20 protein-coding genes are annotated in these 23388 nt (G+C 67.3%); 7 read left to right on the forward strand and 13 right to left on the reverse strand.

Going from position 1 to position 23388, the window contains the following annotated elements; translation table 11 throughout:
- Nucleotides 1-120 precede the first annotated feature (120 nt).
- The 8 genes from OG326_RS36765 to OG326_RS36800 all read right to left on the reverse strand — a co-directional run bounded on the left by OG326_RS36765 (nt 121) and on the right by OG326_RS36800 (nt 11015).
- On the reverse strand, nt 121-3897 hold the full coding sequence (locus OG326_RS36765) for an ABC transporter ATP-binding protein (RefSeq protein ID WP_327141723.1): 3777 nt from the start codon (nt 3895-3897) through the stop codon (nt 121-123).
- The gene (locus tag OG326_RS36770; RefSeq protein WP_327141724.1) at nt 3894-5246 is read right to left on the reverse strand and encodes an LLM class flavin-dependent oxidoreductase; all 1353 of its coding nucleotides are present in this window, start codon (nt 5244-5246) and stop codon (nt 3894-3896) included. Before OG326_RS36770 ends, OG326_RS36765 begins: the two co-directional genes overlap by 4 nt.
- A gap of 10 nt (nt 5247-5256) precedes the next feature.
- Nucleotides 5257-5979: an ABC transporter ATP-binding protein gene (locus OG326_RS36775; RefSeq protein ID WP_327141725.1), complete on the reverse strand. Its 723-nt coding sequence runs from the start codon at nt 5977-5979 to the stop codon at nt 5257-5259.
- Nucleotides 5955-6812 carry an ABC transporter permease gene (locus OG326_RS36780; protein WP_327141726.1) on the reverse strand — a complete coding sequence of 286 codons (858 nt, stop codon included), beginning with the start codon at nt 6810-6812 and terminating at the stop codon, nt 5955-5957. Before OG326_RS36780 ends, OG326_RS36775 begins: the two co-directional genes overlap by 25 nt.
- Nucleotides 6809-7849, reverse strand: a complete 1041-nt coding sequence (locus OG326_RS36785) for an ABC transporter substrate-binding protein (RefSeq protein ID WP_327141727.1) — start codon at nt 7847-7849, stop codon at nt 6809-6811. Before OG326_RS36785 ends, OG326_RS36780 begins: the two co-directional genes overlap by 4 nt.
- Before the next feature lie 155 nt (nt 7850-8004).
- Nucleotides 8005-9156, reverse strand: a complete 1152-nt coding sequence (locus OG326_RS36790; RefSeq protein WP_327141728.1) for an ROK family transcriptional regulator — start codon at nt 9154-9156, stop codon at nt 8005-8007.
- 66 nt (nt 9157-9222) lie between these two features.
- The gene (locus OG326_RS36795) at nt 9223-10722 is read right to left on the reverse strand and encodes a sodium:solute symporter family protein (protein ID WP_327141729.1); all 1500 of its coding nucleotides are present in this window, start codon (nt 10720-10722) and stop codon (nt 9223-9225) included.
- The gene (locus OG326_RS36800) at nt 10719-11015 is read right to left on the reverse strand and encodes a DUF3311 domain-containing protein (RefSeq protein ID WP_327141730.1); all 297 of its coding nucleotides are present in this window, start codon (nt 11013-11015) and stop codon (nt 10719-10721) included. The genes OG326_RS36795 and OG326_RS36800 overlap by 4 nt, the downstream gene beginning before the upstream one ends.
- Before the next feature lie 205 nt (nt 11016-11220).
- Here OG326_RS36800 and OG326_RS36805 point away from each other — a divergent pair, with 205 nt between their 5' ends.
- On the forward strand, nt 11221-12813 hold the full coding sequence (locus tag OG326_RS36805; protein WP_327141731.1) for an FAD-binding protein: 1593 nt from the start codon (nt 11221-11223) through the stop codon (nt 12811-12813).
- Nucleotides 12810-13151: a ferredoxin family protein gene (locus OG326_RS36810; protein WP_327141732.1), complete on the forward strand. Its 342-nt coding sequence runs from the start codon at nt 12810-12812 to the stop codon at nt 13149-13151. Before OG326_RS36805 ends, OG326_RS36810 begins: the two co-directional genes overlap by 4 nt.
- Before the next feature lie 158 nt (nt 13152-13309).
- Here OG326_RS36810 and OG326_RS36815 read toward each other — a convergent pair whose 3' ends face one another.
- A complete protein-coding gene (locus OG326_RS36815; RefSeq protein ID WP_327141733.1) occupies nt 13310-14212 on the reverse strand; it encodes a LysR family transcriptional regulator in 903 nt (300 codons plus the stop codon).
- A 75-nt stretch (nt 14213-14287) separates the two neighbouring features.
- On the opposite strand from OG326_RS36815, the gene OG326_RS36820 reads away from it, so the two are divergent.
- Complete coding sequence (locus OG326_RS36820) at nt 14288-15796, forward strand: MFS transporter (RefSeq protein ID WP_327141734.1); 1509 nt, start codon at nt 14288-14290, stop codon at nt 15794-15796.
- An 87-nt stretch (nt 15797-15883) separates the two neighbouring features.
- Here the strand turns inward: OG326_RS36820 and OG326_RS36825 are convergent, their stop codons facing one another.
- The gene (locus tag OG326_RS36825) at nt 15884-16303 is read right to left on the reverse strand and encodes a nitroreductase/quinone reductase family protein (RefSeq protein WP_327141735.1); all 420 of its coding nucleotides are present in this window, start codon (nt 16301-16303) and stop codon (nt 15884-15886) included.
- Between the two features lie 105 nt (nt 16304-16408).
- Nucleotides 16409-17422 (reverse strand): endonuclease/exonuclease/phosphatase family protein, encoded by a 1014-nt coding sequence (locus tag OG326_RS36830; protein WP_327141736.1) that lies wholly within the window; start codon nt 17420-17422, stop codon nt 16409-16411.
- A 348-nt stretch (nt 17423-17770) separates the two neighbouring features.
- Here OG326_RS36830 and OG326_RS36835 point away from each other — a divergent pair, with 348 nt between their 5' ends.
- From OG326_RS36835 to OG326_RS36850, 4 genes are all read left to right on the forward strand, one after another.
- Complete coding sequence (locus tag OG326_RS36835; RefSeq protein ID WP_327141737.1) at nt 17771-18031, forward strand: hypothetical protein; 261 nt, start codon at nt 17771-17773, stop codon at nt 18029-18031.
- A gap of 165 nt (nt 18032-18196) precedes the next feature.
- A complete protein-coding gene (locus OG326_RS36840; RefSeq protein ID WP_327146689.1) occupies nt 18197-19180 on the forward strand; it encodes an NADP-dependent oxidoreductase in 984 nt (327 codons plus the stop codon).
- Nucleotides 19177-19713, forward strand: a complete 537-nt coding sequence (locus tag OG326_RS36845) for a helix-turn-helix domain-containing protein (protein WP_327141738.1) — start codon at nt 19177-19179, stop codon at nt 19711-19713. The genes OG326_RS36840 and OG326_RS36845 overlap by 4 nt, the downstream gene beginning before the upstream one ends.
- 129 nt (nt 19714-19842) lie before the next feature.
- Complete coding sequence (locus tag OG326_RS36850) at nt 19843-20964, forward strand: 3-oxoacyl-[acyl-carrier-protein] synthase III C-terminal domain-containing protein (protein ID WP_327141739.1); 1122 nt, start codon at nt 19843-19845, stop codon at nt 20962-20964.
- Between the two features lie 21 nt (nt 20965-20985).
- On the opposite strand, the gene OG326_RS36855 is transcribed toward OG326_RS36850, so the two are convergent.
- Complete coding sequence (locus OG326_RS36855; protein WP_327141740.1) at nt 20986-21603, reverse strand: TetR/AcrR family transcriptional regulator; 618 nt, start codon at nt 21601-21603, stop codon at nt 20986-20988.
- Nucleotides 21590-23062: an MFS transporter gene (locus OG326_RS36860; protein ID WP_327141741.1), complete on the reverse strand. Its 1473-nt coding sequence runs from the start codon at nt 23060-23062 to the stop codon at nt 21590-21592. Before OG326_RS36860 ends, OG326_RS36855 begins: the two co-directional genes overlap by 14 nt.
- Between the last annotated feature and the right edge of the window lie 326 nt (nt 23063-23388).

A 23388-nucleotide genomic window follows, 5' to 3' on the forward strand; every position in this document is an offset into this window, starting at 1 on the left:
AGACAGTAGGCACAGTCGCAGCCGGGCAGTACCCTTCCGCTCGCCGCGATCCGGACTCCGCCGCGAGCTCACCCTCAGCACGAAAGAGGCTCCCGCAGAACAACTCCGGGAGCCTCCCCGTCACCGCCCGCCGAGACTGGCCGCGGCCTCGTCACCGACGTACGCCGCCCACAGCCGACGATAGGGGCCCTCGGTCGTGAGCAGCTCGGCGTGGCGACCGGTCTGCAGCAGGCGGCCCTCGCCGACGACGACGATCATGTCGGCGTCCGCGGCGGTGGCCAGGCGGTGCGCCACGACAATGGTGGTGCGGCCCGCGGTCAGCAGATCGACGGAGGCGCGCACGCGGGCATCGGTCGCCAGATCGAGCGAGGCGGTGGCCTCGTCGAGAATGAGGATGTCCGGCTCCACCAATTGCGCACGCGCCAGCGCGAGCAGCTGACGCTGGCCCGCCGAGAGACTGTCACCGTGCGCGCCGATCGGCTGCCGGTAACCGTTTTCCAGGGCGGCGATCATCTCGTGCGCGCCCACTGCCCGGGCGGCCCATTCGATATCGGCGGGCGTGGCATCGGGTTTGCCGTAGGCGATGGCCTCCTGCACGGTATCGCCGAACAGGAAGGGTTCCTGCGGCACCACGCCCAGTCGTTTGCGGAAGTCCCGCAGCCGATAGTCCCGAATGTCGACGCCGTCGACGAGCACCGCGCCCTCGGTCGTGTCGTACAGGCGCGCAAGCAGTTTCACGAGCGTGGACTTGCCCGCGCCGGTCTCACCGACCACCGCGACCTTCTGCCCCGGCGCGATACGCAGATCGATGCCCGACAGCACCCGTGCGCCCGCGGGGTCGTAGGCGAAGCCGACATCACGGAACTCGATCTCGCCGGTAAGGCTCCGCACCCGGCGGGCATCGGGTGAATCCGGCGTCGCCACCGGTTCGCGCATCAGCCCGCCGAGCCGCTCCACGCCCACGACCGCCTGCTGGTAGCTGTCGAAGACCTGCGACAACTGCTGGATGGGCGAGAAGAGCAGATCGGTGTAGAGCAGAAAGGCGATCAATGTGCCTGCGGTGAGCGCACTTTCCCGCACCTGGTGCACACCGAAGGCCAGCACCAGGGCCGTGGCGAGGACCGACATGAACTCGATGAACGGGAAGAACAGCGCCATCAGGGTCTGGCTGCGCAGCCGCGCATTGCGGTACCCCCAGGAGCGGCGCTCGAATTCGCGCTGGTTCACCGCCTCTCGGCGATAGGCCTGCGTGACCGCGATATTGTCCACGTTCTCCTGCAGGTAGGCATTCGCGGCACTGACCTGTTCCCGCGCCAGGTTGTACGCGGGCACCGACGCCCGCCGGAAGGCGACGGTCGCGGCCACCAGCACCGGCATCAGGGCCAGGACCACCAGGGCCAGCCGGGCGTCGATGACGATCAGAGCCACCACCACGCCGCCGATGGTGAGCGTGCTGGTCAGCGCCACGGACAACCCGGTCTGCAGGAAGGCCGACAGTCCGTCCACATCGGTGATCATGCGAGTCATGATGCGGCCGGCCAGTTCTCGCTCGTAGAACTGCAGACCCAGGCGCTGCAATTGCGCGAACACCTTCACCCGCAGCCCGTAGAGCAGGCGCTCACCGGCCCGTCCGGACACCCGCACCTGCGCGACGGTGATCGCCCAGTCCACGACGACAACCGTGAACGCCGAGGCGGCGGCGATCAGCAGCACATCCCGCGCACCGGCCAGCACGCCGTGGTCGATGCCGTAGCGCACCAGGACCGGAATCAGGATCTGGGCCAGCGCGTCCAGGAATACCAGGCCGAGTCCGGCCAGCAGCGGCAGCGCGAAAGGCCGCAGCAGCCGGCCGAGTGAGAACTCCGAATCCGGAGTGTGCGAGAAGTCTTCGGGCACTTCGGGTTCACCGGTCAGTGCGGGCAGCCGGTCGATCAGCGCGCGCACATCCCCGGAGGGCGGGGCACTCGACATCATGCCCCCGGCCATGGCGCCCGGGGAGCCCGCGGCGCGCTGCGAGAACGCCTTCGCCATCTGTTCGAGAGCGCGCGATTCGTCGCCGTCGGCTTCGGCCGCCACCCACAGTCCGGCCGTGGGCACCGTATCGGCCGCCACCCCCGCGTCCTCGGAGAACCCGGTCGGATCCGGCGGAGTGAACAGCGCATTGAACAGCTCGCCGGAACTCTGCAGCTCGCGCAGGGTGCCCAGTTCGGCGACCCGCCCGCCGTCCAGGACCGCGACCCGGTCCGCCAGCGCCAGCGTCGAAATCCGGTGTGCCACCACAATGGTGGTGCGCCGGCGCACCTCGGCGGTGATGCGGGCGAAGATCTCCTCCTCGACCTGTGCGTCGATGGCGGAGGTGGCATCGTCGAGCACCAGGATCGGGGCGTCGGTGATCAGCGCCCGGGCCAGGGCCAGGCGCTGGCGCTGCCCGCCGGAGAGCCGCTGCCCACGGTCTCCGATCATGGTGTCCAGCCCCTCGGGCAGCGCGGCGACGAATTCGTCGGCGGCGGCCAGATGCAAAGCGTGCCATACCTGTTCGTCATCGGCGTCCGGACAACCGTAGGACACATTGGCGCGCACCGTATCCGCCATCAGCGAGGTGTCCTCGAACACCATCGCCACCCGCGAGCGCAGGTCCGGCAGCTCCTGAATATCGGTGCCGTCCAGCAGAATCCGGCCCTGCTCCGGCTCGAACAGCCGCGGCAGCAGCAGCGTCAGGATCGATTTCCCGGAACCGGCCGCGCCCGCGATAGCGAGGGTCTCACCCGGCTCGATGCCGAGATCGAGCCCGTCCAGCACCGGTCGCTGACCGTCGAATCCGAAACGCACACACTGGAATTCGAGGCGCGGCGGACTATCGGGCCAGTGCACCGGTTCGGTGTCCGGTAACGGCCCCTCGACCGCGGCCGAACCCTCGATGACCTCACGCACCCGATCCAGCGATGCCTTGCCCTGCTGGCTGACCGTCAGCAGCATCGAGAACATGCGGATGGGCGTGACAAACGACCCCAGATAGGTCATGAACGCCAAAAACGTTCCCAGCGTGATGGATTGGTGCAGCGCGAGCAGACCGCCCACAACGAGGATCAGCGCCTGCCCGGCCGCCGGCACCGCCTGCATGACGGGGGTGAACCGGCTGGTGATCCGGGCGATGCGCAGCCGGGACCGGTACAGGTCACGCGTGGCGGCGGCCATCTGGTCCAGCTCGTGCGATTCCTGGCCGAAGCCCTTCACCACCCGCACGCCCGCGACCGCGGCCTCGACCCGCATGGCGACATCGGCGGCCCGGGCCTGGGCATCCCAGTTGGCCGGGAACAGTTCCCGCTGACTGCGCGAGATGATCAGCCACAGCGCCGGAACCACCAGCAGCGCAATCACACTCAGCAGCGGCGACATGAAGGTCATCAGCACCAGCGACGCGGCAAGCAGCACCACATTGCCGGTGACCAGCGGAACCAGCTGCAGGAACATCTGAATCAGCGTCACATCGGTGATGGCGCGGCTCACCACCTGCCCGGTGTAGAGCCCGGACCGCTGCCGCCCGTTCATGCGCAGCAGCGAGGCGAACAGGTCACCCCGCAGATCGTGCTGCACATCCAGTGACAGCCTGGACGACCCGACCCGCCGCACCCGGCCCGCCACGAAGCGCGCCGATCCGAGTGCGAGCAGCACCAGCACCCACGGCAGCACCGAGGTGGCGGTGATCGTCAGATTGTCGACCACATGCCGGACCAGCAGCGGCAGCAGCGCGGTGAGCACTCCGGATACCACCGAGCCGATCGCGGCCATGAGCGCCGTGCGGCGGTGGGATGCGCAGCGCCGCAGCAGATATCGGACCCAGCCGTCGGCGCGGTCGGCATCGACCGCGCCGGCGGAGGAGAGGGAAGTGCGAGTCATCCGGCGACCACGAGCTCGGCTGCCGCCGAGAACTGGTTTTCGGGGCGGGTCAGGCCGTAGTGCCCGCGCAGGGTGGTCTCGGTGTACTCGGTGCGGAACAGCCCGCGCTGCTGCAGAATCGGCACGACCTCGTCGACGAATCGGTCCAGACCCGAGGGCAGTACCGCGGGCATGATGTTGAATCCGTCCGCGGCGCCGCGGGTGAACCACTCCTCGATGGTGTCGGCCACCTGCTCCGCGGTACCGGCGAAGGTGTGGTGCCCGCGCCCGCCGCCGAGCCGGCCGATCAGCTGGCGCAGCGTAAGCCGTTCGCGCCGTGCGAGATTCACAATGAGGGTGAACCGGCTCTTGGCGCCCTGGATCTCATCCTCGGACGGCAGATCCTCGGGCAGTTCGCTGTCCAGATCCAGATTCTCCACCGGAATGCCCCAGACCCTGGCCAGCTGCCGCTTGGCGTACTCGGGCGAGATCAGCCGCTCCAGTTCGGCGTCCAACTTCCGGGCGTGCGCCTCGGTATCGCCGATGACGGGCACGATGCCGGGCAGGATCTTGATGGTCTCCGGGTCCCGGCCCAGTACGACCGCACGCCGCTTCAGGTCCGTATAGAACTCGAGACCGTCCTCGATGGTCTGCTGCGCGGTGAAGACCGCCTCCGCATGCCGCGCGGCGAACTCCCGGCCGTCCTCGGACGAACCGGCCTGCACCAGAACGGGATAGCCCTGCGGGGAGCGCGGCAGGTTCAGCGGGCCCGCCACCTTGAAGAACCGGCCCTCGTGATCGATGGCGCGGACCTTGTCGGGATCGGTGTGCACGCCCGACTCCTTATCGGCGACCACCGCGTCATCGGCCCAGCTGTCCCACAGTTTTGTCGCCACCTCGACGAATTCGCCGGCCTTCTCGTAGCGCAGCCGGTGGTCCGGCACATCGTCGAGCCCGAAATTGCGGGCCGCGTCCGCACCGGCGGTGGTGACGATATTCCAGCCGACGCGGCCGTTGGACACCCAGTCGACCGAGGCGAACCGGCGAGCCAGGTTGAACGGTGAGTTGTAGCTGGTGGAGGCGGTGGCAATGAGGCCGATGCGCTCGGTCTGCACGGCGATGGCGGTGAGCAGCACCGTCGGGTCCAGCTTGCCGCTGGGCCGGCGGCCGGTATCGCCGAAGAGCACCGGGCTGTCGGCGAAGAAGATGGAGTCCAGCTTCCCGCGCTCGGCGATCTTCGCGAGATTCACATAGTGGTCGATCTTGGTATTCGCATACGGATCCGATTCCGGCAGCCGCCACGACGCCTCGTGGTGGCCGGTCGACATGAGAAATGCGTTGAGGTGCAACTGCTTCGGTGATTCGGACATGGTTTTCCTTTCAGACCGCGACCGGGGTGACGCCCAGCGCGGTCAGCAGAGTGCGGCGGATGCGCTGGAATTCCGGGGCGCCCGGATCCCGCTCGGCCGGTAATTCGATGGGCAGATCGACGGTGAGGCGGCCGGAGTCCAGCACCAGCACCCGCTGTGCGAGCGTGATCGCCTCGTCGACGTCATGGGTGACCAGCAGGACGGTCGGAGTGTGCCGCTGCACCAGTTCGCGCAGCAGCTCGTGCATCTTGATGCGGGTCAGGGCATCCAGCGCGCCGAACGGCTCATCGGCCAGCAGCAGATCCGGATCCGCCACCAGCGCCCGGGCCAGGGCCACCCGCTGCTGTTCGCCGCCGGAGAGTTCGGCGGGCCAGGCCCGTTCACGGCCGGCCAGGCCGACCTCCGACAGCAGGGCCCGGCCGGCCGGACGGCGCGAGCGGGGCTGGCCGTAGAGCACATTGGTCAGCACGCGCTGCCATGGCAGCAATCGCGAATCCTGGAACACCACAGAGGTTTTCGCGGGAACCCGGAAGACGCCGGAGCCGCGCACATCGTGATCGAGTCCGGCCAGTGCGCGCAGCAGGGTGCTCTTCCCCGAGCCGCTGCGGCCGAGCAGGGCGACGAACTGCCCCGGCGGAATGGTCAGCGTGATGTGGTCCAGGATGGTGCGGTCGCCGAAAGACCGGGCCAGCTCCCGGGTGTGGACGCCTAGGTCGCGATCGTGCGTCGCCATGACAGCACCTTGCGTTCGACGAGACGGATGGCGGCATCGGAGATCAAGCCGAAGATGCCGTAGATGCCCAGGCACACCAGAATGACGTCGGCCTGCCCGTAGTTCTGCGCATCGCTCATGAGCTTGCCCAAACCGTCTGTGGCATTGACGGATTCGACGACGACCAGCGCCAGCCACGAACCGGTGATGGACAGTCGCAGACCCAGGAAGAAGCCGGGCAGCGAACCCGGAATCACCACCCGGCGCAGGAAGTCCAAACGCGAAACACCCTGTACCTCGGACAGTTCCACAAGACGCTTGTCGATGGCCGTGAGCGAGGCGTGGGTCTGGATGTACATGGTGATGATGACACCGAAGGTGATCACCACGACCTTGAACGTCTCGCCGATGCCCAGCCACAGAATCATGAGCGGGATCAGGCCCAGCGTCGGAATGGCGCGCTTGACCTGCAGCGGCCCGTCGACGAGCGATTCACCCAGCCGCGACAGGCCGGACACCAGGGCGAGGGCGGTGCCGATGAGGACACCGAGACCCAGTCCGGTCGCGGCCCGGCGCAGTGAAGCCTCGACATTCCCGGTCAGGCTGCCGTCCCGCAGCAGGTCCCAGCCGGTATCCAGCACGGTCCACGGCGCGGACAGCTTGCGGGCGTCCAGCCAGCCGAAATGGCTTCCGGCCGACCAGGCCGCGAGCAGCAGCGCTACACCGAGCAGCCGGGCGAACGGGATCTGCTTGCGCACGCCGAGGCGACGGACCCGACGCCGTTCGACAAATCCGTCGGGCGCGGCGGCAGCCCGGTACGGCAGTGCCGCGAGGCGCGGCAGCGCGACCGTCATGATTGCACCTGCGTCCGATACTGCGCGGGCACCGCGGCCGACGCGAGGTGTTCGAAACGCCGATCGAAGAGTCCGGCGACATCGAAGCTCTTACCGAAATAGCCGTCCTTGGTGACGAGGTCGACGGTGTCCTGCTCCCACTTGATGGCCGCATCCCAGTTCTCGGGGTAGTACGGGCGATCCGTGGCGGCCAGAATCCGCCGGCCGTCATCGGCCGAAACCTTCTGGTCCTTCACGTAATACGCGTCCAGCCACTGATCCGGATGCTCCCAGGACCAGATGTCGGTGCTCGCCCAGGTCTTCACGAATTCGGCGACACCGGCCAGTTTCGAGGAATCCTCGAGCACCTTGGTCGGCGCCCACAGAATCGTCAGCGCGTCGACAGCGGGTGTATCCACCGCCCGCGCGCCCTGACTGCCGTACTGCGCAAGGTATTTCGTGGTCTGCGGCTCCGCCAGCGGGGCGACATCGATCTGCCTGCCCTGTAGCGCGGTCAGGAATTGCGTACTGCTCAACTCCACGAGTTTGACCTCGTTCAGCCCGATGCCCGCTGCCTGCAGTGTGCGCAGCACGATCACGCCCTGGGCCTGCCCCGGTGAGAAACCGATGCGCTTGCCGCGCAAGTCGGCGAGAGAGTTGATATTCGAATTCGCCGCCGTCGCGAGTTTGTACAGCGGCGTCGAACGCACCTTGACGCCTACGATTTTCGCGTCCACATCGGTGGCATGCGCCTGGATCGGCGGAATTCCGGCATTGGTGGCGATATCCACCGCGCCGCCGCGAAATGCCTGAATCACATCCGGACCGGCCTGCACGACCGGCCAATCGGATACCGTGAACGGCAGCGAATTCAGCTGACCGGAAGCCTCCAGCGCGACCCGGGTGGTATTCACCGAAATCGACAATTTGGTGCCCGGTGGCACCGAAGTAGGCAGTGCGGCCGAGAGATCGGTATCTCCGCCCTTGCTTGCACAACCGCTGATCAGCAGCGCCGCCGCGGCGATCACCAGTCCTACCCCGTAAATAGTTGAACGCATTCTTTACTCCTCGCTCGAATGTGCCGGACAACGGCATGAGAATCCGAGTAACGAGGACAGGCGGAGCTCCCGGACCGGACCGCGAATGCGTAGTCGTTCATGTCAAGACTCTCGCGGAAAACATTGCGATCGGGCAACATTCGTTCGACTTAAAATTACTGGGAATCGAAGGCGAGCTCCTGCGGCGCCGCGGCGACCACCGCCAGCGGATCGGTGAACAGCTGATGCAGCACCACGGTCCCGGCGGCGGTCTCGAGCACCCGGCCCAGGAACGACGAGCTGGTGACCACCTCCTCCGGCCGCTCGCAGGCCGAGAATCGGCGCACCACATCGAGATACGTCGCGCGCACCCCGGGCACCCGCACCATGGCCTGATCGACGACGACCACCGTGTCCGGGTCCAGCAGGTCGATGACGACCGCGATCACCCGGCCCAGGACTTCGGCCCGGTCCACGAACAGTGCGCGGGCCCGTTCGTCGCTGCTCGCGGCGGTGATGAGATCGGCAATGCCGTGCACCGGCAGCGATGCGAGTTGCGCCCGCGCCACCAGGGCTCGATCGGCGCAGTCCGCCAGCGCATCCTCCGCCGTCTCTCCGCCGACCAGGCGGGTGATCGCACCGGCGGCCGAGCGCGGGCCGTAGTGCACGCGACCGTGCACCGCGAACGCCACGTCGATGACATTGCCGACGAACAGCACCACCGTCGCCGCGGCATCGCGGGCGTGGCCGAACAATTGTTCCGCGTGCACCATGGCGCGGGTGTGGCTGTCGAGGGTGACCGGCAGCCCGGTCTCCTCCGAGAGATACTGCCGCACAGCGACATTGTGCCAATGCAGGGTGCCGTGATCGACGACCGAACCGGCCTGAGTGTCCACCCAGCCGCCGATCGCGACCCCCACGCCCAGGACGCGCTCGGTCAATTCGTCGCGCAGGCGCCGGACTTCGGCGGCGGCGGAAGCCAGAATCCGGTCGGGGTTCAGATCCACATGCGGTACGCGATGCGAAAGCCGCACCGCCCCAGCGATATCGAGCGCCGCGACGGTGGTGTGCTGGGCGGCGATATGCACGCCGATCACCACATTGCCCGCGATATTCAGCACCAGTGGCGAATGCGGGCGCCCCATTCCGGCGGGGCCCGCCGTCTCCGGCAGCTCGAGCAGTAGCCCGGCCGCCACCAGCGCCCGCACATGCGCGGTCACCGTCGCCGGCGACAACCCTGCCAGCTTGGCGATCGCGCTGCGCGGCGCACTCCCCTGCTCCAGCACCGCCCGCAATACCGCCCCGGCACTATTACCTCCAGTTGCCACCGCCGTCTCACCTCGATCGATCGGTGCCATCATCCGCACCGGGATGCTCCGCTGGAACCCTTGCGATCAGGGCGATTCTGGGGCGGCCCGGCGTACCGGGTTCGCGATGTCCGCCAGGCGCGCCCGCGAAGTAGTCGTACCGCCCGCTACGAAAGAGACCGCGGTGGCGACAAGAAGATTCGCCAGGAGGGCGATCAGTCCGCCATTGACGCCGAAGAGCGGATCACGGCCGAAGAGATGCAGCAGCAGGACTATTGCGGTGCCGGTGATCAAGCCCGCGGTTACTCCGGCGGTGGACAGGCGGCGCCAGTAGAGGCCCAGGAGTACGGCGGGGACCAGTTGCGCCATGCCCTCGTAGGACAGAACCGAGAGATTGACCAGGGCCGACGGGTAGAGCAGGGCTCCCGCCAAGGCCAGTGCTCCGACGATGAGGCAGACCAGTTGGGAGCGGGTGCGTTGACGACCGGCGGAGAGCGGTGTGGAGCCCTGCAGTCCGCCGCCGAGAATCGTTCTGCCCCAGAGGGTTCCGATGGACACCAGGAACACGCTCATCGGGACGATGGCCGACAGCGCGCCCGCTATGCCGATCACCGCGACCACGACGGGCGGGAGTGAGTCGGTCACCAGATCGAACAGCGCCAGATCGGGATTCGTCAGGTGCGGGACCACGAACAGTGCGGCCGCGCCGATGAACATCGGGATGACCAGCAGCAGCTGATACCAGGGCAGAAATATCGAATTGCGGCGCAGGGCCGTGGGATTCGCGGCGGAGAGGTAGCCCGCCACGGTGGTCGGGAAGATGCCGATGGTCACCGCGTTCAGGACCACGGTGGAGACGAACCAGGCCGCGCCGAAGGTGCCGCCACCGGCTCCCGGGAACGTCAGCCACTGCGGTTTCTCGGCGACCATGCGGTTCAGCAGCTCGCCCGGACCGTCGAAGTAGTGCCACGGCACATAGATCGCGAGGAACGCCACCGACAGGACAGCGAGGCCGTCCTTCAGCACGCTCACCCAGGCGGAGCCGCGCAATCCCGAGGTGAGCACGAACGTTTCGGCCACCACGAACGACACCACGGCCGCGACCTTCAGATCGACCGATCCGTAGGACATGGCATGCACCACGACGCCCATGCCCTGAATCTGCAACTGCACGTACGGCACCAGGAAGATCGTGCAGATCAGCGCCACCACAATGCCCAGCCTGCGCGAGGAGAAGCGATGCTCGGCGATATCGGCGATCGACATCAGGTGGTGCCGGGCGCAGTAGGTCCAGATGAGCGGGGCGAGGAAGTAGGCGGCGACCAGCCCGGTGCTGAGGTAGGCGATCAGATAGAAGATCGGGACGCCGTAGCGGTACGACCAACCGGCCGCGCCCAGAAACGAGAAGCTCGTATACGACTCCCCCGCCATGAGCAGCAGGACGAACAGTGTGCCCAGGCCACGTCCGGAGATGGACCACTCCGACATCGAACGCTCCCGGCCGCGCCCGGACAGCACGCCGATCACCACCGTCGCGAGCATGGCCACCGTGAACAGCGAGACCGCCACCACCGCCCGGCCGGTCACGAAAGCTCCTCCGGCGCAGCGGTGTTCTCGTCGGCGGGCACGAATTCCTCGGCGCCCGCGCGATAGGCCGGATCGAAGCGGGCGACCAGCGCGACCAGCGGACCGCTCAGCACCGTCACCACCAGCAGGTACGCGATCAGGAACGGGATCCCGAACAGGCGCGGCTCGATTCGGTTGGCGATCACCGGCGTCAGGCAGTACAGCACGGCCGGGAGCGCCAGCAGCCACAGCACCGGCCCTCTGCGGCGCAGCGGAATCGCCGGTGCGGGACCGGGCGGTGCGGATTCAGCCATGGACGTGCCTCTCCTGTGGTCCGACATCGACTACCACCACCCTTGCCGATCACCGGGCCCGCGACCAGTCACGCCCGCGCCGTGTCGCCGCGCACCTCGCGACACCGGCTGGCAGTCAGGATCGCCCTGATCGCAACCATTCGGCGGAAGCGGTTGTCCGCCTTACGGTGTCCGGACACTCCTTCTCGTGTGAGGACCATGTCCTATGAACGACACCTGGCAGACCAGTACCGACGTCCTGGTGATCGGCGGCGGGCCGGCGGCCTGCTGGGCCGCGATCCACGCGCGCGAAGCCGGGGCGCGGGTGATCCTGGCGGATAAGGGCTACTGCGGAACCAGCGGCGCCACAGCGCCTTCCGGCACCGGCGTCTGGTACATCGCTCCCGAGGCCACCGCCCGCGCCAATGCCAAGGCCAGCCGGGAGGCGCTCGGCGGGCATCTGGCCGATCACTACTGGATGGACCGGGTGCTGGACCGGACCTATACGAATATGAATCGGCTCGCGGTGGAGGGGCGCTATCCGTTCCCGGTCGATCCGCATACCGGCGAATCGCTGCGCACCGGGGTGCAGGGGCCGGAGTACATGCGCCGGATGCGCGCCTGGGTGCAGCGGCTCGGCGTCGAAATCCTGGACCACTCACCGGCATTGGAGCTGCTCACAGACTCCGACGGGGTGGTGCGCGGGGCCGCCGGCTATCAGCGGCAGCTCGATCGCGACTATCGCATTGCGGCCGGTGCGGTGGTGCTGGCCAGCGGCGGCTGCGCATTCCTGTCCCGCGCGCTGGGCACCAATGTCGACACCGGCGACGGCGCGCTCATGGCCGCCGAGGTGGGCGCGCGGTTCTCGGGCATGGAATTCTCCAATGCCTACGCCATCGTGCCGAAAGGTTCGACCGTCACCAAGACGGCCTACTACGGATACGCCACCTTCTTCCACGAAAACGGCGAGGTGGTCGAGGGCGCCGGATCCACCAGTGGTCGGTCGGTCATCGCGCGAACGCTGTTGACGGAGAAGGTCTTTGCGCAGCTCGATCGCGCCGATGCCACCGTGCAGGCGCAGATGCGGGTGGGGCAGCCGAACTTCTTCCTGCAGTTCGACCGGCGCGGGATCGATCCGTTCACGGACCGCTTCGAGGTGGATCTGCTCGCCGAGGGCACCGTCCGCGGGACCGGCGGCATCGATATCGTCGACGACGAGTGCGCCACCACGGTGCCCGGGCTGTACGCGGCCGGTGACGCGGCCACGCGCGAACGTATCTGCGGCGGCTTCACCGGCGGCGGCAGTCATAATTCCGCCTGGGCCATGTCCTCGGGCAGCTGGGCGGGCGCGGGGGCCGCGGGCTTCGCGCTGAGTTCGCCACGACCGGATCAGCTCGCTCTGACCGGCGCGGGACGCGTCGGATTACGGCCGGAGCACACCGAATCGGTCACCGCCGAAGAGATCGTGGCCGCGGCACAGGACGAGCTGATTCCGTTCGAGAAAAACTATCTGCGCCACGGGGATCGGATTCGGCCCGCGCTGGATGTGCTGGACGAGGTGTGGGAGCGGGCGAAGGGACTCGGCGGCGGCGCCGGGGACGCGCGAGTCCGGGCACGGCAGGCCGCGGCGATTACCGCCGTGGGACGGCTCATGTATCGATCAACCTTGCAGCGCAATGAGACTCGCGGCATGAGCAAGCGTGCCGATCATCCGGATCTCGATCCGGCGCAGCACCACCATATTCTGTCCGGCGGCCTCGATCAGGTGTGGACCACCACCGCCGCGGCGACCAATACCACCGTGGCGGTGGCGTCGTGATCGAACTCGTCCGGGCCGCCGATTGCATCGGCTGCGATAAGTGCGTCGATGTGTGCCCGACCAATGTCTTCGACCGCACCGACAGCGGGATTCCGCTCATCGCACGGCAATCCGATTGCCAGACCTGTTTCATGTGCGAGGCCTACTGCCCCACCGACGCGCTGTACGTCGCACCGGATGCCACGCCGCTCTCGGATCCGGCCGCGATTCCGGAAAGCCATATCGGCCGCTACCGCAAGGAAATCGGCTGGGGCCACGGGCGCAAGCCCGGCAGTCTGCTCGCCATCGGTCCCCGTCTCCCCCACGGTGCGCCACCCCCGCGCCTGTCCGAGCTCTGATCTGGGGAGGCCCGCACGGACAGCGCTGGCCCGCCTTCGAACGGCTGCGTGATCACGTCGAGCGGCCTCTGTCGAGCGCTCGCAAGGTGGGTCCGCACTGCCCTGAACTCCGGTCCGCACAGTTCTGAACTCTGTTCGGTTTCACTGTGTTCCGTCGATCAGTCCGGCGGTTCGAGCGCGGCGATAATCGTCTCGCGGAGCCAGCGCTGGGCCGGATCGGCGTCGAGCCTGGCATGCCAGAGCAGTCGCACCTCGATCTCCGGCAGGTCGGCGGGGATGGGGAACCAGCGAATGCCGAGGGTTCGGCCGTACTGCTCGGCGAGGCGCTGCGGGACCAGCCCCACATAGGGGCTCGACGAAACCAGCAGTGCGGCAACGGCAATGGTGGGGACCACCGCCGCGATGTGGCGCTGCAGGCCGACGGCTTCGAGGGCGTCGTCGAGCGGTCCGCGGGCGCGGCCGCGACGCGAGGCCGAGACATGCGGATGACGGCACAGCTGCGCCAGGGTGGGGCGGCGGTGGCTGCCCAGCGGACTGTCGGCGCGGACGATGCCGACCATGCGTTCGCGATACAGCAGGGCTGTCCGAATATCCGGCGCCACCACCTCGCTGGGCCCGATATCCAGATCGACGGATCCGTCGCGGAGGGCCTCGATGCTCTCATTGCCCTCGTTGACGAACCGCAGGATGACCCCCGGCGCGACCGCCGCCGTGGCTTCGACGGCCGCCGCCGCCAGGGTCGCGGCGAGACCGTCATTGATGCGAATCGTGAAGGTGCGCTTCATATCCGCGATACCGCCCTCACGATCGGCGCTGATCAGCGCCGCCGCCTCGTCGAGCAGGGACCGCACCCGCGGTGCGGTGCGCAGCGCGAACGGGGTCGGTGCCATTCCGCGACCGGCGCGCACCAGGATCGGGTCGTTCATCGCGCGCCGCAGGCGGCCCAGCGCCCGGCTGGTCGCCGGGATCGACAGGTTCAGGCGCTCGGAGGCCGCCGTGACACTGCCGTCTTGCAGCAGCGCGTCGAAGACGCGCAGGAGATTCAGGTCGAGCTCGGGCATAGTTGCACCGTACACAAGTAATGATTGCCAAAGTTGCGTGGCGCGCACATACCCGTCCTCCCTAACGTCGATGCCATGCCACTCACCGATCTGATTCGCGCCCCGGAGGCGCGCAGCCTCTCCCGCCCCCCGGCCTCGCCGCGCAGCCTGCTCGCGGCCATGTGCGCCTGTGTCGTACTGGTCGTCGGGATGGTCGCCGCGATCAATCTCGCCGTCCCGATGCTCGCCGCCAGCGCACTGCATCCCTCCGCCTCGGCGCTGGTCTGGATCGTCGACACCTATGTCATCTTCTTCGCCTGCCTGGTGATCCCCGGCGGCGCCGCGGGCGATCGCTTCGGGCGCAAGGGCGTGCTGATCTCCGGGCTGGTGCTGTTCGCACTGGGCGCACTGCTGTCGGCAGTGGCGCCGAATGTCATGCTCCTGCTGGTCAGCCGTGCGATCACCGGTGTCGGCGCGGCGGCCGTGCTGCCCAACACCCTGGCCGTGCTGCTGCACGCGGTTCCCGCCGAGCGCAAGGGGCCGACCATCGCCGTCTGGGCCTCGATGACGGGTATCGGCGGGGTCATCGGCAATGTCGGTGGCGGCGCGGTGCTCTCGGGCGGATCGTGGCGCTGGTTGTTCGTCGCGGCCGTGCCGATCGCACTGATTCTCGCCCTGGTCGTCGGACGCATCGCGCCGGTATCACCGCGGCACGACCGCCGGCTCGATGCGCTCGGCGCACTGCTGCTCGTCGGCGCCTCGGTGGCGCTGCTGCTCGGCGTCGTGCAGGGACCCGAGGCGGGCTGGGGCAGTGTGCTCGTCATCTCCGGATTCGGCTGCGCCGCAGTGCTGTTCACGGTGTGGACGATTGTCGAGCTGAAGGTCGAACACCCGCTGCTCGATCCCCGGCTGTTCCGCCTGCCCGGCCTGCGCAGCGCCTGCCTCGGCATGACCGCGATCTTCTTCGGCATGTTCGCGCTGTTCTATGTGAACGCCTCATTCCTGCAGTACGGCAAGGGATTCAGCGTGCTGCGCACCGGACTGGGGATCATTCCGCTCACCGTGCCGATCATTCTCGGCGCGCGGCACGTCGGACGGCTGTCCCAGCGCATCGGAATCGATGCCACCATCGCGCTCGCCTTCGGATGTGTCGGCTGCGGACTGCTCGGCCTGTCCACCAGCAGCGCGCAGACTCCGTACCTGGCCTACGCCGCCTGGCTCATTGTGACCGGAATCGGTGTGACACTGGCACTTCCGACACTCTCGGGCGCCATCGCCGGATCGCTGCCGCCCGCACAGGCCGGGGTCGGCGCCGGATTGCAGGCCACCACACGCGAATTCGGCAGCGCCCTCGGGGTGGCCGTCATCGGCACGGTGCTCACCGCGCGATTTGTCGCCGCCCTGCCGCAGGACGTCCGGGACGGCCACCGTCCGCACACCGTCGCCCAGGCCCTGGCCACGGCTCCCGGCCGCAGCCACGACATCATCACCGCCTTCATCTCGGCGGCGGACGCCGGATTGCGGGTGGTCGGCGTGACCGTGCTCGTGCTCGGCGCACTCGTCCTGCTGCAATCGCTGCTCTCGCGACGCGGCAGCACCGCGTAGACGGCGCCTGTTCGGATCTCCCCAGTGGTGGCAGTCCGCCCTTGCGACGACATTCGTTGTCGCAAGGGCGGTCGGCGTCGGGGACGCTCAGGCGCGGCGCAGGGCGAGCACCGGAATCGTCCGGATGCCCTCGGTCTTGACGGCGTATTCGGCGAAACCCGGATAGCGGCGCGCCTGCTCGGCATAGATCGAATCCCGCTCGGGGCCGGTCACTTCAGCGACAGTGACCGGGTATTGCTCGGTGCCCACCTCGACCTCGGCGCTCCCGGCGGCGGTGAGGTTGTAGTACCAGTCGGGGTTGGTCGGAGCGCCGGCCTTGGAGGCGAACACGTAGATGGTGGCCGGATCCCGCTCGTCCAGCATGTACATCATCGGGCTGACCGATTTGCGTCCGGACTTGCGGCCGACATGGTGCACCAGCACCATCGGCGCACCCTCGAACGGACCGCCCACCCGGCCCTCATTGGCTCGGAACTCGGCAATGATATTGGCATTCCAGTCACTCATGCCGTGCTTCCTCCTGGTCTCGACGGATAGGCCCGTGTAAGCCTATGACGCCGCCGGAAATCGTGGCTGTCAGGCGGCGCGTGCCATGAAGGGAGTCTGCTCGGGTCAGACCGTGATCGCGGCCCAGATGCCGCGGTGATCGGAGCCGGGCAGAGCGACGGTGTGCACCTGGTGTGCGAGAGCGTCGCGCAGAAGGATGTGATCGATGGCAATCGCGGCCGGGTACCAGCGATCGGCGGCATAGGTGGGCAGGATCCCCGCGCCGGCCGATACCGCCGCGTCCCGATAGGCCCCGTCGAGGAGTGCACGGTAGGGGCGGTGGTCCATGGTGGCATTGAAATCGCCCGCGACGAGGACCGGACCGGTGCCGTCGGGGATCTTCGCCAGCAACTGGCGCAGCAGCTCCAATTCGCGCAGCCAATCGCCGGGCTCACGCGGCCAGGGCGGCACCGGGTGCACGGCGAATACCAGCGGGGCCGGATCATCGGGCAGTTCGACACGGGCGGAGAGCAATTCGGTGACGAAGCCGTCGTGACGCCGGGTGTCCGAGAGTGGATAGCGGCTCCATATTCCGGTGCCGTCGCCGCGCTCCCCCGTGCTGCAGTAGTGGTAGGGCAGCAATTCGGGCAGGCGCGAGGCCAGTAGGCGAACCAGTCCCTGGGGCGTCAGTTCACAGACCGTCAGGACATCGATGTGCAGCCGGTCGACGGCCGCCGCCAGCGCGTGCGGATCCGCGCCGCCGACAAGGATATTGGCCTGCATCACCCGTAGCGGTCGCCCGCCCGCCGGGCGCAATCGCGGCTCGGCCGGCTGCCGCGCTCGGTGCCGTGGCCGGCGGGTCGCCCGCGCCCAGGGCATGCCCGCCCGGTACAGCGGCCACTGCGTGGCAATAGCGGTGGCCAGCAGAACAGCGCTCGCGGCAACCGCGACCCACTGCTGTGCCGCGGCGGCCAGGACCGCCGCCGGGAGGGATGCGGCCAGCAGCCACGGGGCGAGCGCAGCGGCGACGATCATCGGCTGGCGTTGCGAGTTCACGGTCCGCGCGACCAGCCCGGTCGACGCCATCAGCAAGAGGGCTGTCGAGGCCGCGAGCATCAGTGTCGGGAGCAAATTCTGCACACTACCGATCGTTCCGCCGAATGCTGTGTCTCACCTGAATGAAACCTGCGAACAGCCTTCGATCGACATCACCGGTGGTCAGGACTGAAATAGCAGAATAACACGAGACACAGGGATCACAATTGCTGTGACTAGACGCAGAATTCATTGGGAAAAGCCTGGGAGCAGGCATGATTCACGATCACTCCGATTTGCCATTCGATCGCAAGAACAGGTGGGCACGCCCGGTGCGCATGGCTGGCAATGTGCCTAGAGTTCAATGAGTTTCATTGAATCGAGCGCTTATCTGTATTGGAATTGCCGTGGCCACTTTCGGCCTTCAGAAGAAGTAGAAAGGTTTGTGCCGTAATGAAGAAACTCGTAGGAACAGTGGCGGCGACGTTCGCCGCGGGCGCATTGCTGATCGGCCCGGCGGCGGGTGCGGCCTCGGCGGGCATCCCGGGTGGCGGCATGCCGGCCGCGGCGGATTGGGCCGGCTTCAACCATCCGGGCTGGGGCGATCCGCACGATCCCTGGCGCGACGACTGGCATTGCGACCGAAACGGCAACTGGCACAACGACGAACACGACCAGTGGGGCCATCGCGACGGCCGCTGCCACATGTGGTGACGCGCTAGCCCTCTCCACTCGGCCGATGCACTCCGACCGGCGCCGATCCGGTACACGACCAATACCCCTATAGCCCTTGACGATCGGTTAGATCGGCCTGCATAGTGATATGCACTGACCGATCGGTCAGGCCGTGGGTCGAGAGGTGTGGTCGGCGTGACGACAATGCAAGCCGTAGTGGTATTCACCTCGGGCGGACCCGAGGTGGTGCGCGTCGAGGAGATCGACCGCCCGGCCCCGGGCAGCGGCGAAGTCCTGCTCGAAGTGCATGCGGCCGGGGTGAATCCGTCGGATTTCCGCGGCCGCAGCGGGCTCGCGGATCTGCCGCCGCAGTACCGGCCCTCGATCGCGCGCCCGTCCATTCCCGGGGCGGACGTCTCCGGTGAGGTGATCGCCGTGGGTGCGGACGTGACCGATCTGACTGTCGGGGACCAGGTCTACGGCCTGGTGCGGTTTCCGCCGTTCGACGGCCGGGGCCACGGCCGCACCCATGCGGAGTACGTCACCGCGCCGGTGGCCGATCTCGCGCCGAAACCGCAGCGGCTCAGCCATATCGAGGCGGCGGCGGTGCCGATGGCGGCCCTGACCGCCTGGCAGCAGATCCACCGATACGGTGCGGTCGAGCCGGGCGAACGGGTGCTGGTCGTCGGCGCCGCGGGCGGGGTCGGTCACTTCGCCGTACAGTTGGCGCGGCTGCGCGGCGCCGAGGTCGTCGCGGTCGCGTCCGGCCGGCACGAGAAGTTCCTGCGCCGGTTGGGAATCGAGACCTTCATCGACTACACCGATGGGGATCCGGTCGAGGCGGCGGGCATCGTGGACGTCGTGATCGACTGCGTCGGCAGCGTCGGCGGGGTCGATTCCGCGCGGTGGGTCTCGGCCATTGCCGACGGCGGCCGCCTGGTGCCCATCACGCTGGGTTTCTATCCGCCGGAAGAGCTTTCGCGCCGCGGCATCACGCGCGTCGGCGGGCAGGTGCAGTCCAGCGGAGCGGATCTGCGTGAACTCGGCGCGCTCTTCGACAACGGCACGCTGACGGTTGCCATCGACAGCGCCTACCCGCTGCGGGACGCCCGCGATGCGCACGAGCGCGGCGAACGCGGACATCTGCAGGGCAAGATCGTGCTGACCATGCCCGCGAGCGCGCGGTGACCACCGGACGCCGTGCCGAGATCCTCTCCGCCGCCCGGGAACTGTTCCTGCGCAAGGGATATGCCGCGACCTCGATCGCCGATATCGCCGCGGCGGTGGGCGCCAGCAAGGCGGCGGTGTTCTATCACTTCAAGGCGAAGGAGACCATTGCCGCCGAACTACTGGAATCACCCTTCACCGCGGTGACCCAGCTCATCGAGCGCGCCGAGGCGCAACAGCTGACCCCGGCCCAGATCCTCACCGACTACATCGACGGCGCCGCCGAAACCGGCGCCCTGTTCATCGCCTTCGCCACCGACCCCTCCGTAGCGGACCTCATCCCCCAGCACGATGCCGATGCCGCGTGCCGCAGGATTATCGAGCTGCTCGCGGGCCCGGCCGCAACACCGGCCGATCGTGTGCGCAGCCGCGCCGCCTTCGCCGTCGCCCAGACCATCGTTCCCGCACTGCAAGAGCACGCAGGCCTGCTCGATGACGCACTCCGCCAAGAGATTCGGGCCGCCGCACTGCGGGCGCTCGGCGCGGCGGAGTAGGTCGGCACGACAGGCTGCGCGCCTGCTGATACCTGAAAACAAAGTGGAACATGTGTGTTTTGATCGACTCACCGATCTACGTACAGTACTGTTCGCTAAGTTTCTCTCTCAGATCAGTTGGAGCGCAGCATGAGTGCCTACATCACAGCCACCGGCCGGTTTCTTCCGGGAGATCCGGTGCCCAACAGCGAGATCGAGGACTATCTGGGCACCGTCGGGCGAGCATCCTCCGCGTTGAAGGATCGGACGCTGGCGAACTGCGGCATCAAGACTCGGCACTACGCGATCGACAAGAAGCAGCAGACGGTGATCTCGAACGCGGCGATGGCGGCCGAGGCCGTGCGCAATGCCGTCGAGCGCGCCGGTCTGGGCGGGGACGATATCGAATTGCTCACGGCGGCAACAACTATTCCGGATGTGGTGGCTCCCGGTTTCGCCAGTATGGTGCACGGTGAGCTGGGGTACGGTCCGCTCGAGATCTCGACCGCGCACGGTATCTGCAGTTCCGGGATGATGGCGCTGAAGAACGCGTATCTGCAGGTGGCGATCGGTGAGAAGCGCACCGCGGTCACCGTGGCCAGCGAACTCGCCTCACGCGTTCTGAAGAGCTCCCGCTACGGGGACATCGATCCCGAGCGCGGCACGATTCCGATGGAAGCGGCGTTCCTGCGCTACATGCTCTCCGATGGCGCGGGCGCCGCCGTCATCCAGGACGCTCCGGCGGCCTCGGGGATCAGCCTGCGGATCGACTGGATCACGCTGACCTCGTACGCGAACACCGAGAAGGCGTGTATGTTCCTGGGCGCCAATGACAATACGGTCATGAAGAGCTGGATGGACTATCCGAACGCCGCGGAGGCCGCCGCGGACGGAGCGCTGAATCTGCGCCAGCGGCTCACCATGCTGCCGCATCTGGTGCGGGTCGGCGTCGACGAGTACGAACGGCTCTGCAGTATGGGCAAATTCGATCCCGAGCAGGTGACGTGGTTTCCCGCGCACTACTCGAGCGAACGAATGAAGACCATGGTGCTGGAGGAGGCCGCGCGGCGCGGCATCTGGACCGGCCGTCCCGAAATGTGGTACAGCAACCTGGCCGAGGTCGGAAACATCGGCAGCGCATCGATTTTCGTCATCCTCGACGACATGCTGACCGAGGGCATGATCAAAGCCGGCGAGACCCTGCTGTGCATGGTTCCGGAATCCGGCCGATTCGCGGTCTCGTTCATGCACCTCACCGCGGTGGCAGCGTAGGACCCCGGAGATCCGCCGAACCTAACGGCCGCTGACCCGCCTGGCGAGCCGTTCCTCGAGCGGCGCCTCGACGAGTTCCTCTGCACCGGGCCGCATTCCGGCGATACACAGCGCCAGGTGCCGCTTCCAGGCGGTATCGGTGACCCCGCGGGTTGTTTCGATCACGCCGCGCATGGCCCAGAACTGCACCTCGAGATCGGTGTCGGTGAGATCCGCCCGAATGCGGCCCGCCGCTTTGGCCGCGATCAGCAACTCGGTCACGATGCGCCAGTACTCGGCCTTGAGCGCCTTGGTCTCCTCATCACTCCACAGCCGCGGCAGACAGCCGCGCTGGGAGGCGATGACTTCGCCTGTCCCGTAGAGCAACTGCTCCAGGCCGCGACCGTCGGTCCGGTCGCGGGCCGTATTCGCGATGGCCACCAAATCGTTCATCAATTTGCGGACCAGCGCACTGATCAGTGCTTCCTTGGTGGGAAATCGGCGGTAGAGGGTGCCCATCCCGACACCGGCTACCCGCGCGATCTCATCGACACTCGCGTCCATCCCGGATTCGGTGAAGACCTGCTCGGCCGCGTCCAGGAGCCGCTGCCGATTCTGCGCGGCATCCCGGCGCAGCACCTTGGGCTCATTCGGATTCATCGCCGACTACGGTACCGCCCGCGATCAGCGCCAACTCGCCGTGTGCGAGCTCAGCCGAATCCTCGAGCTGCGACTGCTGGTTCCGTTTGATCGCGGGGATGAACAGTGCGGCGAAGGCGCCCAGGACAACCGCGATGCCGAGCATGACGAACCCATTGGTGTAACCGGACTCCTTCGGCAGGCCCGAGGGCGCGGCCCCACTGCTCACAACACTGGCCATGAAGGCCGCGCCGAGCGAACCGCCGATGGTCCGGATATTGGCGTTCATACCGCTGGCGACCCCGGTCTGCGCCGGAGATACCGCGGCCACAACAACATTGGACATGGCAGAGAAAGCCAGACCGAATCCGACGCCGACAATGGCCATCGCGATATAGATGTCTATCTCGTACTGGTGCAGGAACGCCAGCATGAAGTAGCCCACCGCACCGATCAGCGAGCCCACGAACAGCACGTTCTTGGAACCGAAGCGCGCTGCCATCGGCCCGGAGGCCAGACCGAGCAGGAACATTCCGATGGTCATGGGCAGCAGCATCAATCCCGACTGGGTCACCGAGGCGCCGAAGCCGTAGCCGGCCGAGGTCGGCGTCTGCAGGAACTGGGGCAGGAAGCCGAAATTCGCGTACATGCCGACGCCCATGAGCAGGGCCACCAGGTTCGCCGCCCACACCGTGCGAATGCGCATCATCTTCATATCGATGAGCGGATTGGACGAGCGCGTCTCGGCGATCACCCAGACGACCAGGATGACCAGCGCCGCCACCAGCAGACCGAGCACCTTGAACGAGCCCCAGCCCCAGCTCGGCGCCTGACTCACCGACAGCAGCAGCGCGACCAGCCAACCCGACAGCAGGAGCGCGGTCGCCCAATTCACCTTGCCCTCATTGCGGATCTGCGATTCCGGAACCAGGAAGAAGGCGGCCACCGCACCGGTGGTGATCATGATGAGCGGGATCCAGAACAGCCAGTGGTAACTGAGCACATCGACGATCGGACCCGCGAATACGATCCCGAGCCCCGCGCCCACCGCGGTCAGGGCGGCAATGATGCCGACCGCGCCGGGCACCTTGTCCCGAGGGAACTCATCGCGAATGATGCCGAACGCCAAGGGCAGCACACCACCGCCGACACCCTGGATCACCCGCGCCACGATCATGACGGACAGGCTCGTGGCCAGCGCGGCGAGCAGTGAGCCCGCCCCCAGCGCAACGAGCGCGATCACGAACAGCCGCTTCTTACCGTGCATGTCACCGAGGCGGCCCATGATCGGCGTGAAGATCGACGCCGACAACAGATACGCCGTCAGCACCCACGTGACATTGGTCTGACTGGTCCCCAGCGACTCCTGAATGGTCGGCAGCACCGGCATCACCAGCGACTGCAACAGCGCATACGCACCCACACCGAGCGCAAGAACTCCGAACGTCACCCGATAGTGCGCTCGACGGGCGGTTTCCATATTCAACTCCTCGTCGAACCGGAGGGCAGACTCCGGATACGACCAAAAAATATCATCTCAAGCGGAGGGTTTGCTCCGCATAGGAGGCGGATCACAACGTCACGGGCATTGCATAAATCAGCGGCTAGCGCGGGCCCGGTACGTCTGTCACCAGCTGCCCGGGTTTCGCCTGCCGAGATGATCCGGCCGCGTCGCCGAACTCCCCCGGCCCACTCCGCGCAATATCACTCTGAAATATGTGTCGGTCACTTCCGATAGGCTGCGCCAGTCCCCTTGACACATGGGGACTTTCGACAACTGGGGAAGTGAAGTATGAAAATGTCGGT

Origin of the sequence: Nocardia sp. NBC_01327 (assembly GCF_035958815.1) — a bacterium.
Lineage (GTDB): Bacteria > Actinomycetota > Actinomycetes > Mycobacteriales > Mycobacteriaceae > Nocardia.